The organism is Geodermatophilus sp. SYSU D00525 (assembly GCF_054050475.1).
This window is the reverse complement of sequence record NZ_JBJGZK010000002.1, coordinates 58715-73461: the sequence shown is the minus strand read 5'-3', so window position 1 is coordinate 73461 and position 14747 is coordinate 58715. Positions and strand designations below refer to the sequence as shown.

The following is a 14747-nucleotide window of genomic DNA, read 5'->3' as shown; positions in this document are numbered from 1 at the left end:
GCGTCAGGCGGCGAGTCGGGCGGCCACGACATCGGCGACCGCACGGGCCATGGGCGGCGGGACGGCGTTCCCGATCTGGCGAGCGATGTCCGCCTTGGTGCCGCACCAGAGGTGGCGGTCGTCGAAGCCCTGGACGACCGCCGCCTCCGCGTGGGTGAGCGCTCGGTTGACCTGCTCGCCGCCGTTCTCCCACTGCGGGTGCAGGAAACGTCCCTTCTCGGGCCGGAAGAACTCGGTGCGGATGGTCACCGCGGGCTCGTCCCAGCGCAGCCGGCCGAGGACGTCGCCGGCGCCTCGGGTGTGCCGCCGCCAGCAGGGGTACTGGAGCTCCTCGGGCAGGTCGAACCGCCCCTGTCCCGGCGCGATGTGCGCGTAGCGGATCTCGGAGATCAGGGCATGGTTCTGCGTGACGTGCAGGTCCCGGAGCTTGAAGATCCCCGGGATCTCGTGTCCCTGGAACTGAGCGGTGCTCTCGGGCAGCCATGTCTCACGGACGCGGGGCTGCAGGACGACCGGCCCCTCGAGGAACGCCTCCCGCAGGCTGATCCACCGTCCTAGGTCCCCGACCGGCGCCTTCGCGTGCGTCTGCTGCGGTCCGTCGACCGGACCGATCCGCGACCCGACGACGATGGTGCGGATGCGCTTCTGCGGGGTGCCGTAGTCCGCGGCGTTGAGCCGGAAGACCTGGGTGTCGAAGTCGGCGAGCTCGCCCTCCTCACTCGCGGCCTGCCGGAGCAGCTGGAACTCCGGGGTCTTGGCGAACCGGTCCACGTTCTCGAAGACGAACATCCGCGCATCGGACTTACGGACGACCCTCACGAACTCGCGCCAGAGCTGGTTGCGCATGTCCGCGGGGTCACGCTTGCCGAGGGCGGAGAACCCCTGACACGGTGGCCCCCCGATGACGAGGTCGACGCGCGGGACGTCGGTGTACCCCGTGATGTCCCCGGCGTGGGTGTGCGCCCCCAGGGGGTCAAAGTTCGCGGCGTAGGTGGCGGCCGCCGCGCGGTCGATCTCCACCGCCCCGACACTCATGAAGCTCCCCTGGTCGAGGAAACCCCGGGTCATCCCCCCGCAGCCGGCGAACAGGTCGAGCACCGTGAAGCCATCCCCCCGCACCGCCTCACGTTAGCCGGCGTCACCGACAGTCATCACCGCCGACTCACCGTGCCCCTCGTCACGCTGCCCCTCCAGTGCTCCGAGCACCCGCTCCAGGGCCTCCTCGGGTGACTCGTGCTCCCACACCTCCACGACCGTCCAGCCGAGGTCCTCGAGGTGGTGACGGGTCTCCTCGTCCCTGACCTTGTTCTTCTCGATCTTCTGCCGCCACCAGTCCGCATTCGAGGCCGGCCAGGTGGCGTGGAGCGGACAGCCGTGCCAGAAGCAGCCGTGGACGCTGACCGCGACGTGCGCCTTAGTGAACGCGATGTCGAGCTTGCGTCTCGGCATTCCTGGTACCGGCCAGCCGACTCGGTACCGCTTGCCTCGGCGGTGCAGGAGACGTCGCAGTGCCAACTCAGGACCGGTGTCGGCGCGCGCCTGCTTGCTCATCCGGGCGGCGACACCCGGTGAGCTGGCGCCAGGTCGCTCTGCTGTTCCTTCAGTCACGATCCTGAGCATCGAGCAGCGAGTACAGGTGGAGCGCGATGGCCTTCGCGAGTCCTGGCGGAACCGCGTTGCCGATCTGCCGTGCAATCTCAGTCCGCGTGCCCACAAAGCCGAAGTCGTCCGGGAACGACTGCAAACGAGCTGCCTCGCGGTGCGTGATCGGACGATCAGCAACCGGATGCAGGTAGCGCCCCTTCTCCGGTTTGTTGAACTCGGTTCTGACGGTGCCACTCGGCCTCTCCCACCAGAGACGACCCATGACGTCCGTCGTGCCGGTCAGCTTCTCCTTCCAGCACCGAGGAGTAATGTCCGGCTCCTTCTCCATGAGGTCGAACCGGTTTCCTCCGTACGGGATGGCCTTGTAGCGCTGCAGCGATTTAGGGTTGACCTTTTCTCGCACGAAGTGCAGATCCTGACCCCCGCTTCCATCATCGCCCGGGGCCGTCCGTACGGGCATGAGGTCGAGGCCTTCAAATGCGTCTCTCACGGTCACGTAGGGACTCATGTCCTTGGACTCCGGCCCATGCGTCTTGACCGGAGGCCACGGAACTTCCTTGTCACCCCGAACGGCCATGAAGATGCCTCGCCGCCTGTTCTGCGGTACACCGTAATCGGCGGCGTTGAGCACCCCGAAGTTGAACCTGTACTGGGAGAGCTCGGGGTCCGTGGCCATGAGATGCAACAACTCCGCGAACTGCGCGGACTTCTGAAATTGCGGAACGTTCTCGATCACGAAAGCGCGAGGCTTCACCACCCGCACCGCCCGCAGGTACTGCTCCCATAGACTGTTTAACCGAGCCCGTGCATCGGCGTCCCGCTTCTTGCCGAGCGGAGAGAACCCTTGGCAGGGAGGGCCGCCGAGGATGACATCCGCCGGTTCGAACTCGGACAATTCCTCGATCGGACCGTCATGCACCAGGCATCCGAAGTTCTGCTTGAACGTGCGAGCAGCGGCGGGGTCGATCTCGACGGCCTGCACCGGGACGAAGCCCTTCTGCGCCTGGGCGAACCCGAGACTCAAACCTCCTGCCCCCGCGAACAGGTCCAGCGTGCGGATCTCTTCAGGCGTCTCGCTCACCAGGCTCCCTTCCGGCACAACGCGTGGAGCCTAGGTTCCCCGAGGGGTACGACGGTTTCGACCCGCCGGCCGTCCAGCTTCGTCCCGACGAGATCACACGCCAGTGATCCACTGCGGTGCGGCCTGCCGCAGTGGCTCGGACGGCTGCGGGAGCGCGGGCGCCCGGCGGCGGGCCGGCCTCCTCGTCAGTTCAGCCACCAGTTGCGGCAGGGCCGTCCCGCGGTCGTAACGCGACATCAGGTCGAGCCTCTCGCCTGTCCCGGTGAAAGCCCAACCTCGGTGGAGATGCGCGACGACGTCGTCGCCGCGCGAGAGACACCAGATCTCGTTGGCCGGCACCTCGGCCAGTTCACGGACCGGCGCGGAGTCCGGCATGCCGGAGCCGTAGCTACCGCTGCTGTCGTGGAAGACGGACCGACAGTCCCACGGCCCCTCGAAGAGTTGTTGCGCGAGAACCGCAGCGATCACCCGATAGGTCAGGACGTCGGGATCGGTCCGCGGCCGACGGGTGGGGACAGCGATGCGGTGCGCGCCGAGAACCCGGTCCACCACCACCTCCACGCCGTCGGGCCGCAGCGCCAGTTCGTTCATCTGCCGCGGCTCGAGGAACGGCCCGTCCGACTCGACCTTCGGGGCGTGCAGCGATCCGAGCCTGTTGATGTCGACGTACAGGACCGGTCCCCTGAGCGCCAGACAGTCCATCTGTCCGCCGCCTGGGTGGGTCTCGTAGACCCGGTGGCCGGGCACCCGCCGGCACAGCTCGGCGGCGATCCGCCACGAGAAGGCGATCTGCAACCGGTGGGTGTCGAAGTCCATGGGCCTTTCCTGCACTGGTCCGTCTGTGGTCGAAGCCGACTCAGTCGTCGAGGTGCTGCAACAGCTCGTCAGCAGACACGCCGAGCTCTCGGCGCAGACCGTCCAACAATCGCGGCCAGTTGGCCGGCGGGACGGCACCCCGGATGGTGTCCGCCAACCTGGCGGCCACCGTCCGGACGACGAGCGCAGCGATGTCGTCGAGCCCGCCGTCGACGACCGGTGCGGCTCCAGTCAGCGCGGTCGACGACGGAAGCTGCGTCGAGGCGGAGTGGTCCACCGGAGCGTCCTCGGCCGTTTCGAGGACGGCCTCGCCGACCTGGTCCTCGGAGTGCACGACGGGGTCGCTGCGGTCGACCTCGCTGCCCGGCAGTGTCGCTGGTGAACCGCTCGGCGTCGGCGAGGGCACGAGGTGCTCGTCGACGATCTCGGCGACTGGCTGCAACTCGAGTGGCAGGTGCTCCGTGACAGAGATGACGGCGTCTGCCCGATCATCGGACTCCGGTGCCGAGAGCGGCAGCGCGCGACCGGCGTGGACGACGTCGAGGAAGCGCGTGGTGCGGGTCAGGGCCACGTAGAGCATCCGTAGGCCCCGTTCCGACTCCTCGACGATCGCCTCGGGCTCGACGACCACCACCGAGTCGAACTCGAGCCCCTTGGCGTCCTGCGGGCTCACCAGGTTGATCGACGCGCCGAGCGCTCCCTTGCCGGCATCGCTGTACCGGACGTTCTTTGCCGTCAGCGCCTCGACGACCGCCGGACGGATCGAGTCCGGGCAGACGATGCCGACGAACAGGCCCTGCGCCGCCCGGTCCTGCGCGATCTGCACCGTGCGCCCGACGCGCTCCTCCTCGTTGACCTCCGCGAGGCCTGGTTCCTCGGGCCCCTGCCGGACGACCCTCGGCGGCGTCACGCCCGGCGCCGCCTCCGGCAGCAGCCGGGCGGCGAACTCGAAGACCTGCTGCGGGACGCGATAGCCGAAGGCGAGTTCCTCCACCTCCACGGGATGCTGCCGCTGCAGGGCCTCGGTGACGTCGTCCCACGAGTCCCGCGCCCACACACCGGTGGACTGGGCCAGGTCCCCGACGAGGGTCATGGAGCCGTCGACGGACCGCCGACGGACGGCGCGGAGCTGCATCGGCGTGAGGTCCTGCGCCTCGTCGACGACGATGTGCCGGTACTGCGCGGGAGATCCGTTGACGAGGGCGTCCGCCTCGTCGAGCAGGGCGACGTCGGCGTCGGTCCACGTCTCGTCCGAGAGCCGCTCGGCCGGTGCTCGGAGCAGGCGCCCCACGTCGCCGGCAGTGAAATCGTCCCCGGCCGCCGCGAGCAACCGCTCCCGCGAGGCGAGCAGGTCACGGACGAAGGCCTGGGGCGTCAGCGACGGCCAGAGCCGCTCGACCGCGGCGTCGATCTGGGTGGGGCTCACGGACCCGGCCGTACGCCGGCCCATCTCCTCCGTCATCCACGCCCGCAGACCGGTCCGCCCTCCGACATAGGTGGGCGATGCCAGGTATCGGATCAACGCCAACTGCAGTTCCTGTCGCGTGAACCGCGCTGCGCTTCCTGTGGACTCGACGGCCAACTCCTCCAAGCGGTCCGGCACCCGGACCCTCTGCCGGAGCGCTCGCTGGAGCAGCCCTGCCATGCGACCGTCGCCCTTGAGGCGCGCGGTGTCCGCCTCCTCGAGACGACCGGTGGAGGCCGTCGGACCGAGTCCACGCAGGTCCCGATGGACGACGTCGACGTCCCCGAGGCCGGGGAGCACCTGACGGATGTACCGCGTGAAGGTCGGATTGGGCCCGATCACCAGGACCTGCTCGGCCGACAGGCGGTCCCGGTGGTTGAAGAGCAGCCACGACACGCGGTGGAGGGCGACTGCCGTCTTGCCGGTCCCCGGTCCCCCCTGGACGACGAGCAACTGCTCGAGCGGGGCCCGGACCAGCCGGTACTGGCTCGAGTGGATGGTCTGGACGATGTCCCGCATCTCACCGGTGCGGTCCTGTTCCAGATCCCGCAGGACCGTGTCGTCGATGCCCGACGCCTCGAGGCCGGTGAGCTCGCCGACGCGGCGGGCCAGGTCCTCGAAGACGACGTCCTCGAAGTCCTGGACGGTGTTGCGCTCGGTCCGGAACTTGCGGCGCCGCAGGAGTCCTCGGGTGTCGTCGTACGTGGCCTCGAAGTACGGGCGGGCGAAGTCCGTCTGCCAGTTGACGACGAGGGGGTTGCGCTCCTCGTCGGTGATCAGGTGCTTGCCGATGTAGACGACCTCGCCGTCGTCACGGTCGAAGCGGCCGATCGCCACGGGCTCGTCCGGGCGACCGAGGGTCTCGAGGATCCGTTCGGCGCCCCGCCGCACCGCCGCAGCCGCGGCCCGAGAACCGGCCGCGGCTCCCGGGGCCGCCTCGAGGGTCCGCCTCTTGCGCTCGCGCGCCTCCCACGCGGTGTCGAAGTAGGCCTGCTCGCGGGCCAGCTCGTCCTCGATCGTGTCCGTCATCGCCTCGCCACCCCGTCTGCCGTGACCCGCGTCGTCGTGCCTCACGGTCACCGGAACTGTGCCGTCGGCAGATGTTGGCCCACGTATCCGACATGGACGACGCCGGACGCGCCTCTGCTGTCGTCGTGGAAGTGAAGGCGAGGCGCCGGGGTTCCTCGCCGGACGATCCTGATGTGGGCGGGCATGTACACCCGGCCGCCCTGCGCGACCCGCTCGGGCACGGGGAACACGCGCTTGTCCCTGAGCGTCGGGTTGTTGTCCACGGACTCCGACTCGACGAGTGCGACGGCGTTGGCCGATACCGCTGCACGGGACGCCGGCGGAGCCTGACACCAGGAGACGAAGTTGCCGCTGTGCTCCCCGCGTCGGACGGCGGCTGTGTAGTCGTCCAACGCGGAGAGGGCGTTCCAGACCTTGATGGCGAACAGCTCGGCTCCCGGGTGGGTGTCGAGTTCCGCCGCAGCGGCGTCCGTGGGGCCGATCTCCACGTGCGCCAACCGCTCCCGTGCCAGCTGGAGTACCTCGACCACCGAGTGAGGTATCTCGAGCGTCGTCCCGTCCGTCTCCCAGGCCGATGCCCCGAGCTGGGCCACCCGGGCCTCGAGCCAGCGGGTGCGTCGCCGCGCGGCCTCCTCGGCGCGAGCGGCCTCGGCCAACTCCAATCGGAGGTAGTCGGTCGCGTCGGCCGACTCCCGCTGGGCCAGCTCCGCCGCCCTCACCTCTTCGGCGGCCTCCGTCAGCAGCTGGTTCAGCACCTCGCGGTCCGCCTCGCTCTCCGCGAGTTCGGTCCGCAACGACGTCGACTCCACCGTGACCGACGTCGGACCCGTGCCCTGCCGGGACGCCAGCAGCCGATCGATCTCGTGGCTCAGCACGTCCTGCGCCGAGGCGACCAGGGTGAGGTCGCCGGACCCCGGGATGTCCCCACCGGTGACCGCCCGGATGCGGGCGATCTGACGGCGGAACCACGGGAGGACCGTCTCGACCGGCCGCCCGGACGACCGGCCCGGGCGAGGCGCCCGCGCCGTCCCCGACAGCAACCGACGGACGGTGACAGCGTCCAGAGGACCCGGGCGCTGGGTGGACAGGTGGAGGACCTGGTCCTTGACCGCGGGGAGGGCCCGCTCACCGAGGGATGAAATCGAGGTCCGTCCCAGGAGACGGTGGCGGGTGGCGAGGTCACCCGACGCGCCGACCTCGGTGAGGTACGTCCTCAGCGCACCGCTCGGGACGGCGAAGCCATCGGGCAACGCAGACGCGAAGGCCTCCGACGCCTCCCGGCCCCCCAGCCGGAAGACCGCTGCGACGCCGGCCAGGTCACGAGCGAGGTCACGCGCCAAGGCCTCTTGGTCGTAGGTGTCCGACGGATCGTGCGCGAAGACCAGCACTGGCACCTGACGGACCGGGTCCTGGAGATAGTCGACGAGCTCCGCGACATGCGCAGCGGTGGCCAACAGGACGTCCGCGGTGAGAGGCATCCGGCCGTCGTGGGCCTCACCGGCGGCCATGAGGTCCCGGACGATCCGCGGGCTGCCGGGACGTACCGGACGGCCGCCGAAGGGCTCGTGCTCGAGGTCGACCCACACCCAGTCGCGGACGCGTGGGGGCCGTTCAGCGGGAGGACGTCCGGGCCCGGAGAGAGCGGCCTGCTGCATCGACGGGACCGGTCCCGAGGTCGTCCACGACGTGGTCGTCGTCCATCGACCGTCCGGCGTCTCCTCGACCAGTCGGATCCTGTGCAGGTGCCCCGCTGCATGGTCGAGCGGCACCGTCTGGCGCTGCAACCACGCAGGGTGATCACCGGCAGGGAGCGGCGTGCTCATCGACGGGGCGAGCCGGAAGTCGTCGGGGACGAGGCCCTTGGCGTGCAGCCAGACGGCATAGAGGGGCTCGACCCGCCGCACGATCGAGCCGTCGGTGTCGTCGACCACCGCCCTGTAGACCAACGGCAACGCAACGCCCCCTGTACTCCGTGGACGACCCGGCGGCAGCGGATCGAGTGCTCGTTGCTAGCACGGCGGAGCCGGGCGACGACGGACCCCGCGCCGCTCTGCAGGTCCGCCCAGGCTGATCGAGGGCCGACGTGCCTCTCCAAGACCCCACTGTGTCGTTCGGTTAAGTCGAAACTGCAAAGTATTCGAAGTAGTTAACCTGTGGTTGACAGAAGGGGACCAGGACTCCACACTCCTCGACCAACGTCAAGCAGCGGTGAGAGGAGGCGGAGTGGACGACACCTTCGCCAAGCGCCTGGGCCAGATGCTCGTCCTGCGTGGACTCACGCAGTCGGGACTGGCCGCTCGCCTGGGGGTCACCCCGGCGGCCGTCAGTTCCTGGATGAACGGCAAGCCCTGCAGCCGGGCGAGCCTCCTGCAGATCGCGGAGGCGCTCGACGTCCCCGCCGACTACCTGCTCAGCGGCCGCGGTGAGATGCCCGTCGACGTCGCGGGGCTCCGCGCCGACTACCGCCGGAACCTCAGCCTGTATGCGCGGCCGGCACCCGTGGACGGCGGTCGGGAGTTCGGCAATGTCGCCGAACACGCCTTCGAGCTCTCGCTGCCGCGGCTGGCCCGTGAAGTGGGCCAGAACAGCTCCGACGAGCTCGTCGAGGGCGGGACCGGCGTCCGCATGGTCTTCAGCATCCTCGAGCTCACCGGCCGGACGCTGACCGAGTTCGAGGACACCATCCTCTGGCAGGAGTACCGCGCCCATCTCGAGGCGGCCGCCCAGGACACCCGCCGCAAGGCGGCCCGAGGAATCGCGACGGCACTGAAGCGCCTCGACGAGGACCGTCGGATGGTCCTCCTGCGGATCGATGACTACGGCGCAAACGGCCTGACCGGGTCGGAGTACGGCCGCAGCCGCTTCACCGCCGTCCTGCGCAACCAGCTGGACAGCCAGAAGGGCGCGGCCGGGGGCGGGAGCTTCGGGCTCGGCAAGAACGCCATGTGGGGCTGCAGCGAGTTCTCCCTCGTCCTGGCCAACAGTCGTCTCTCGATCCCCGAGGACGGGCAGTCCGAGGACCGGTTCTTCGGCCGCGGTCAGCTCCCCGCGCACAGCCTGCGTGGCAAGGAGTACGCCGGCCCCGTCTGGCTCGGGCAGCCCGACCCGTCCCGGACCGACCAGGTCAGCGGGACCGCGGTCGTGCGGTCGGTCTTCGGCAACCCGGTCCTGGTGGAGGACGCCCACCTTAAGCGCGAGGGCGACGACCCCGGCACCTCGTTCCTGGTCGTCGGTTTCCACGATCCGTCGGGTGAGGCGGAGTCGCTGGAGGACATGGCCCGCACGCTCATCGAGGGCATGGCCGACAACTTCTGGGCGGCCATGACCCCGCGCCCCGAGGGGGAGCCGAAGCTCCGGGTCGCCGTCCGCACGCTGCGGGACGGGCACGTCTCGAGCGACCGCGCCGTCGAGCACGGTGCGCGTAAGCCGGGCTTCGTCCAGGCATACGAGAAGCACCTCACCGACGAGACGGTGGACGACGTCGAGCTGCTCCAGCACCCCGGTGACGTCCTGCGCCTGCAGGTGCCGCTCCAGGTGCCGGCGCGGATCAGCGACGACGACCCGCATCCGAAGACGGAGCACGAGGCAACCGTCCTCGTCCGCCTGGCGCACGCGGACGAGGAGCGGGTCGGTCACGTGGTCTGGCTCCGCGGCAGCCTCATGACCATCCAGGAGCAGCGGGTGTCCGCGCTCCCCGTCGGGGCCGCGCCGTTCCACGCCGTCGTCCTGGCAGGCCGGGCGGCCGGGGACGACGCGGCCGCGCAGGCCGCCGAACGGTTCCTCCGCGCCGCCGAGCCCCCGCAGCACGACAAGTGGATCGCCACGGGCGACCTGACGTCGTCCTACGCACGCGGCGCCAAGACCGCCCTCAACAACTTCCAGTACGCCGTCCTGAAGGCCATCCGCGAGGCGGTCAGCCGTCCCGACAAGGGCCGGTCCGACGGGCCGTCGGACCTCAAGAACCTGCTGCGCATCGGGGCCCCGCCGCAGGCCTCCGGCGGTCGGCCGACGGTCAAGACGGTGTCGGGCGGCCCCACCGTGGACGGTGCCTGGGCGGTGGAGGCGACGGTGAGCCTGCCGCCCCCGAAGCGGAAGTCGCTCACCGAGTGGCGCCTGGCCCCGGTCCTCCGCTTCGCGACGGACAGCGGCGCCGCCATCGGCGTGCGCTGGGCCTCCCTCGAGGAGGTCCAGAACTGCCGGGTGGAGAACGGGCAGCTGGTGACGCCGGTGACGACCCGGACGCTCAAGTTCCGTGGGGTCACCGACCCCAGCACCCACCCTGTGGCGGCCGCCCGGGCGAAGGTCCAGGTGGACGTGCGTGTCCAGGGAGAGGTGACGGCGTGAAGGAGCTCTTCCCCTACCGCGAGCTGCGTGGAGCGGTGCAGCTGCGGGTCGTGGAGGCCACGCTCGACGGCAAGGCCCTCCCCTGGGACGCCGTCTTCGACGACGAGCGGGTCGTGCAGCTCAACGATCCGGACGGTGCGCCCTGGGACAGCGGCCGACTGACCGTCGAGCTTCACGGGCCGGAGGCCGAGCTCCAGGCCCGAGCCGGCGACCTAGGGCGCATCCGGGCCGTCGTGGTGCTCAACTGCGGTCCGAGCAACACCCGGGTCGCCGTCGAGCTGCAGCCGGGTACCGCTCCTGCGACCTGGGCGGGCGAGGTGGACCTGGACCGTCCCGACTGGTACGGCCAGGCCACCCTGCGCGGCACGCTCGTGGCCGACATCGACGGCGTCAGCGACCGCATGGCCGGTTTCGCCGACCCGTGGACCGTCCGCTTCGACGACCTCCCACCGCGGGAGGTCAAGAACGGCATGCGGATCACCTGGGTCGACTTCGAGAACCCGCCGGAGGACCAGGCCTTCCTGCACGAGTACTCCGCGGACGTCTGCTTCCTTCGGATCGAGCCGGACGAGCCGCAGCTCTACCTCAACGACTCGTTCGACGGGCTGCGCTCCCTGCTCGACGAGCGCCCGCGCCGACCCGCCGCCGAGCGCGCACTGCGCGACCAGGTCCTCGCCGACATCGCGGCCCGGACGTGGCAGGCGCTCTTCCTGTCCTCCCTCGAGGCAGTCCAGGAGGACGAGCAGGGGGACCTGCAGCCGCCGGAGGCGGACTGGCAGGGGCACGTCCTGGCGACGCTGCTCCCCCGGCTGTTCCCCGACACCCCCTACGAGGAGTCCCTCAAGGACGCCTGGACGACCCGACGGGAGGCGGACGGGGCGGCACGCCTGCAGGAGCGCCTGCTCCCGGCGGCCGGCCAGCAGGCGGACTACCCGAAGAGGCTGCGCGCAGCGCTGAAGACCATCTCCACCGAGCCGGACGAGGACTGAGACGTGACGAGCATCCGAGAGCTGTCGTCCCCCGCGACCGCCCTGGCCTCTGCCGCCTGGCGTGCCGGCGGTGAGAGCGTGGACTTCACTCCGTACCAGACGTCCCGGCCGCGCGAGGACGGGATGCCGGACATCGACCTCGCCGCGGTGCGGCAGGTGGTCCACCACGCCATGGACGAGTTCACCGGTCGGCGCGAGCAGAGCGACGCCTGGCTCGCGCCTCGCCTGCACGCCACCCTGCGACTGTCCCGGCGGGAGGCCGCCCGCCCCGGCCTGTGGCGCCACCTGGGCCTGGCGGTGGTGCCCGAGTACGTGCGCTGGCGGTGGGGGCCGACCGACGAGGACAAGGGCGACCCGGCGGCGCCCGACCGGTTCCACGGGCCGACGTACAAGCACGCCCTCGGCCGGCTCTGGTGGGGCGCGGAGCTCTTCCGGAACGGTTCCGACTACTCACCGGTCGAGAAGGCGTTCGGGAACCAGGACCTCATGAACAACTTCTTCCGGATGGACATCGCCCACCATCGACCCACGACACAGGCGGCGGTCCGTGTCCTCTTCCCGGAGGACGGCACCAAGCGCGGCGGCCGCGAGGCGAACGCCCTCGCCAAGGCCGTGAACGCGGCGGCCACCACGCTGCTGGTCGACGCCCTCGCCGCGGACCCGGGCCTCGATGTCGACGTCCGGCGATCCTGGATGCAGGAGTCGGTCGACGCCCTGCTCGTCATCGATCGCCGTCCGATCGGCCCCGACGACCCGCGGGTCCCCGAGGACAGCGTCCGGGTCATGACCGAGCTGCTGGAGCAACTGTTCAAGGAGGCGCCCGTGCGGGGGAAGCACCGCGCCGACGACGCGGGCCAGCCATCGGGCCCGGCCGAGTCGGCTGCTACCGCCTGAGACGCAAGCACGACGAGAACGGGGAACACGGTGACCCTCTGCGCCTACTGCAACGACACGGTGCACACCGCGCCCGGGTGTCCGGACCGCAAGCGGGTGATGTACGAGCGATACGTCGACGGGGAGACGTACGACTCGATCGGGCGTGACTTCGGCGTCACGCGGGAACGGGTCCGGCAGATCGTCGCCGCGGTTGCGGGTCCAGGGGTGCGGGCCGCCGACCAGGCCCGCGCCGCTCGACGCGAGGCCCGGGAGCGTGAGCTCACCGCCCTGCGATCCAGGGTCATGGACTACCTACGGGTCAACCCCGGGGCGAGTCGCCACGAGGTGGCCGACCACCTCGGGTGCCGGCCGGACGAGGTATCCATCGTGCTGGGCCCGGACGCGGGCCGGCTCCTGGTGCGGGACCCGGCCACCATGGACCGGGTCTACACCCGCTCGCAGGTGCTCGAAGGGTTGCGCCGCGCAGCGGCGTGGCTGGGGACGCCCACCATGTCGAGCGGGGACTACGACCGCGCCTACCGGGCGCTCGGCGGCATGCCGTCGGGGGTGCGCATCCTGCAGTTGTTCGACACCTGGAACGCGGCCCTCACCGAGGCCGGCCTCCCGGTCAATGCGCCTCGGCGTCAGTACAGCCGGCGGTGGTCGGAGGCTGAAATGCTGCAGTGCGTAGTCGACTATCTGGCCGACGACGGCAGCACGGGCAGCATCGAGGACTACGGCAACTGGGCGAGGGAGCACGGCGCACCCAGCGGGCAGACCGTCCGCAACACCTTCGGTTCCTGGACGGCGGTCAAGTCGGCTGCGCTCCCACTGCTGCACGCCCGCCGACACCGGGGAGCCTGAGTCAGCGCTCCGGTGTCAGCGGGCGAGCACTGCACCTACAAGTCCTCCAACGGTCCCCCGAGGTCGTCGATCACGTCGCTACGTCCGTCGTACTTGAGCCGGATGGAGACCAACCGGTGCACCTCGCGGAGGTCTCGTCGCGTGGCGGCGTCCCCCGCCGTCACATCCAGGATCTGCCTCCGGAGCTCGGCGACGCGCTCCTCCAGCTGTCTGACCGCTCGTTCCTGAGCACCGGCTGCCCGCTCGAGCCCGTCGACCTGCTCGGACTCGAGCTCGAGGGGTCGGAGGCGATCACGAGCTTCCTCGAGCTTCCGTCGGCCGGCCTGGACCTCGGCGCGCGTGTTCCGGAGGTGATCGACCAGAGCCGCAATCGTGTCAGCCAGGTCGTGGACCGGCTCGCCGTCGGCTGCCCTCTGCAGGACGTCGATGTGCTCCTGCAGAGTCTCCTTCCGCTCGGCGATGGCCCGGAGCCGCTTGACGACATCGCGCAGCTCCGTCAGTTCGGCGCGCGCCCGAGTGACGGGGTTGAGGAGACGCTGAGCGTCATCGCAGGCGTCGAGGGCGGACTTCTTCAGCCGCTCGGCGTCGAACCCGAGAGGGATGAACCAGAACAGGTGGAAGCGGCCCGGAGGCTGCCACGTCTCGATGACGGCGCGGTCGTCGGCCAGTCCCACGTCAGTAGCCCCTGTCCCAGCCGCCGTAGCCTTGGTCCTCGTAGTAGTCGCCGCCTGACTCCTGCCACTGCGGCTCCGGTTCGGGCTCCGGCGGGAAGTGTTCGTCGATGAGACCGGATGGAGCGCCGGCGTCGACGAGCGAGACCACCAGGTCCAATGCACGATCTCGTCCGTGGCGCGAGATCCACTCCCGGATGACCTCGCTCAGACCCTTGTAGTACCGCTGTTCCGCCGATGAAGCTTCGTAACGCAGGTACTCCGCCTGTTCCAGGTCCCGCTCGAGTTGCTGCTCGATCTCGCCCAGCTGCCGGGCCCGTTCCCGCGCCAGACGGAGCCTCCTCTCGGCCTGCGCTCGCCTCGCGGGCGACCGCTCCTGCAGGTCCGTGGCCCGAGCGGACAGCCGCCGCGCCTCTGCCACCTCCTGGCGTGCTCCGGCGCGGGCTTCAGCACTGTCCAGCATTGCCCGCGCGGCGCGGAGCGTCACGTCACGGGCGTCGACGGGGCCAGGTCCGTTGAGGAGCCGACCGGCGGCTCCGTGGATCCGCTGGCCCCAGGAACCGACGTCTCGTGCGACGTCCCCGAGGGTCCGGAGTCTCTGCTCGAGAAGCCGACGCTCTGCGCCGAGTGCCTTGAGCTCCCCCCGCTGGCTGTCGCCTTCACCGAGCAACTCGGTGAGACGCCGCTTCACTCGGCGCATCGCTTCCAGCGCGCGGGCGTTGTCCCCCTCATAGCCCTGTCCGAAAGCCTCCTCGAGGAGCTCAGTGAACTCGGACAGACGTTCACGGATGGCTGCTTCGCTGCCGGTCACGGTTCCTCCTTGAGTACACATCCAGAGCCCCGCGGCGCCTCGACAACCCACACCGGTCGAGGTGCCGACCTCGCCGCACCCGGCGGCGCAGCATCTCAGGTGGGACGGATGAGTCGGCTTATCCCACGCCTGCAGTCATTCCTCCGGGTTGCACAGCCGCGGAGGCGACCGCCGACTCATCGATGCGTCAGCCGAA

At 70.3% G+C, this 14747-nt stretch carries 12 protein-coding genes; 4 read left to right on the top strand and 8 right to left on the bottom strand.

Going from position 1 to position 14747, the window contains the following annotated elements; translation table 11 throughout:
* Window positions 1-3: 3 nt before the first annotated feature.
* From ACI796_RS02305 to ACI796_RS02280, 6 genes are all read right to left on the bottom strand, one after another.
* Window positions 4-1119, bottom strand: a complete 1116-nt coding sequence (locus ACI796_RS02305) for a DNA cytosine methyltransferase (protein ID WP_456939647.1) — start codon at window positions 1117-1119, stop codon at window positions 4-6.
* A 9-nt stretch (window positions 1120-1128) separates the two neighbouring features.
* Window positions 1129-1551, bottom strand: coding sequence for a very short patch repair endonuclease (locus ACI796_RS02300; protein ID WP_456939646.1), 423 nt, complete (start codon window positions 1549-1551; stop codon window positions 1129-1131).
* A 49-nt stretch (window positions 1552-1600) separates the two neighbouring features.
* Window positions 1601-2686, bottom strand: coding sequence for a DNA cytosine methyltransferase (locus ACI796_RS02295; protein WP_456939645.1), 1086 nt, complete (start codon window positions 2684-2686; stop codon window positions 1601-1603).
* Between the two features lie 93 nt (window positions 2687-2779).
* Window positions 2780-3502, bottom strand: a complete 723-nt coding sequence (locus ACI796_RS02290) for a TY-Chap2 family putative peptide chaperone (RefSeq protein WP_456939644.1) — start codon at window positions 3500-3502, stop codon at window positions 2780-2782.
* Between the two features lie 40 nt (window positions 3503-3542).
* Window positions 3543-5804 carry a HelD family protein gene (locus ACI796_RS02285; RefSeq protein WP_456939643.1) on the bottom strand — a complete coding sequence of 754 codons (2262 nt, stop codon included), beginning with the start codon at window positions 5802-5804 and terminating at the stop codon, window positions 3543-3545.
* 239 nt (window positions 5805-6043) lie between these two features.
* Entirely contained in the window at window positions 6044-7927 is a 1884-nt protein-coding gene (locus ACI796_RS02280) for a hypothetical protein (RefSeq protein WP_456939642.1), read from the bottom strand.
* 292 nt (window positions 7928-8219) lie between these two features.
* Here ACI796_RS02280 and ACI796_RS02275 point away from each other — a divergent pair, with 292 nt between their 5' ends.
* From ACI796_RS02275 to ACI796_RS02260, 4 genes are read left to right on the top strand one after another with little or no spacing between them, the layout of a single operon-like run.
* Entirely contained in the window at window positions 8220-10340 is a 2121-nt protein-coding gene (locus tag ACI796_RS02275; protein ID WP_456939641.1) for a helix-turn-helix domain-containing protein, read from the top strand.
* Window positions 10337-11329 (top strand): hypothetical protein, encoded by a 993-nt coding sequence (locus ACI796_RS02270; RefSeq protein ID WP_456939640.1) that lies wholly within the window; start codon window positions 10337-10339, stop codon window positions 11327-11329. Before ACI796_RS02275 ends, ACI796_RS02270 begins: the two co-directional genes overlap by 4 nt.
* 3 nt (window positions 11330-11332) lie before the next feature.
* Complete coding sequence (locus ACI796_RS02265; RefSeq protein ID WP_456939639.1) at window positions 11333-12223, top strand: DUF6339 family protein; 891 nt, start codon at window positions 11333-11335, stop codon at window positions 12221-12223.
* Window positions 12224-12253: 30 nt separating this feature from the next.
* Complete coding sequence (locus ACI796_RS02260) at window positions 12254-13069, top strand: sigma factor-like helix-turn-helix DNA-binding protein (RefSeq protein WP_456939638.1); 816 nt, start codon at window positions 12254-12256, stop codon at window positions 13067-13069.
* Window positions 13070-13104: 35 nt separating this feature from the next.
* On the opposite strand, the gene ACI796_RS02255 is transcribed toward ACI796_RS02260, so the two are convergent.
* Entirely contained in the window at window positions 13105-13743 is a 639-nt protein-coding gene (locus ACI796_RS02255; RefSeq protein ID WP_456939637.1) for a hypothetical protein, read from the bottom strand.
* Between the two features lies 1 nt (window position 13744).
* Window positions 13745-14551 carry a hypothetical protein gene (locus tag ACI796_RS02250; RefSeq protein ID WP_456939636.1) on the bottom strand — a complete coding sequence of 269 codons (807 nt, stop codon included), beginning with the start codon at window positions 14549-14551 and terminating at the stop codon, window positions 13745-13747.
* Window positions 14552-14747: the final 196 nt, after the last annotated feature.

Excerpts from the sequence above, each read along its gene's own strand:
- ACI796_RS02300 (WP_456939646.1), bottom strand. The coding sequence starts at position 1,551 with ATGAGCAAGCAGGCGCGCGCCGACACCGGTCCTGAGTTGGCACTGCGA.
- ACI796_RS02290 (WP_456939644.1), bottom strand. The coding sequence starts at position 3,502 with ATGGACTTCGACACCCACCGGTTGCAGATCGCCTTCTCGTGGCGGATC.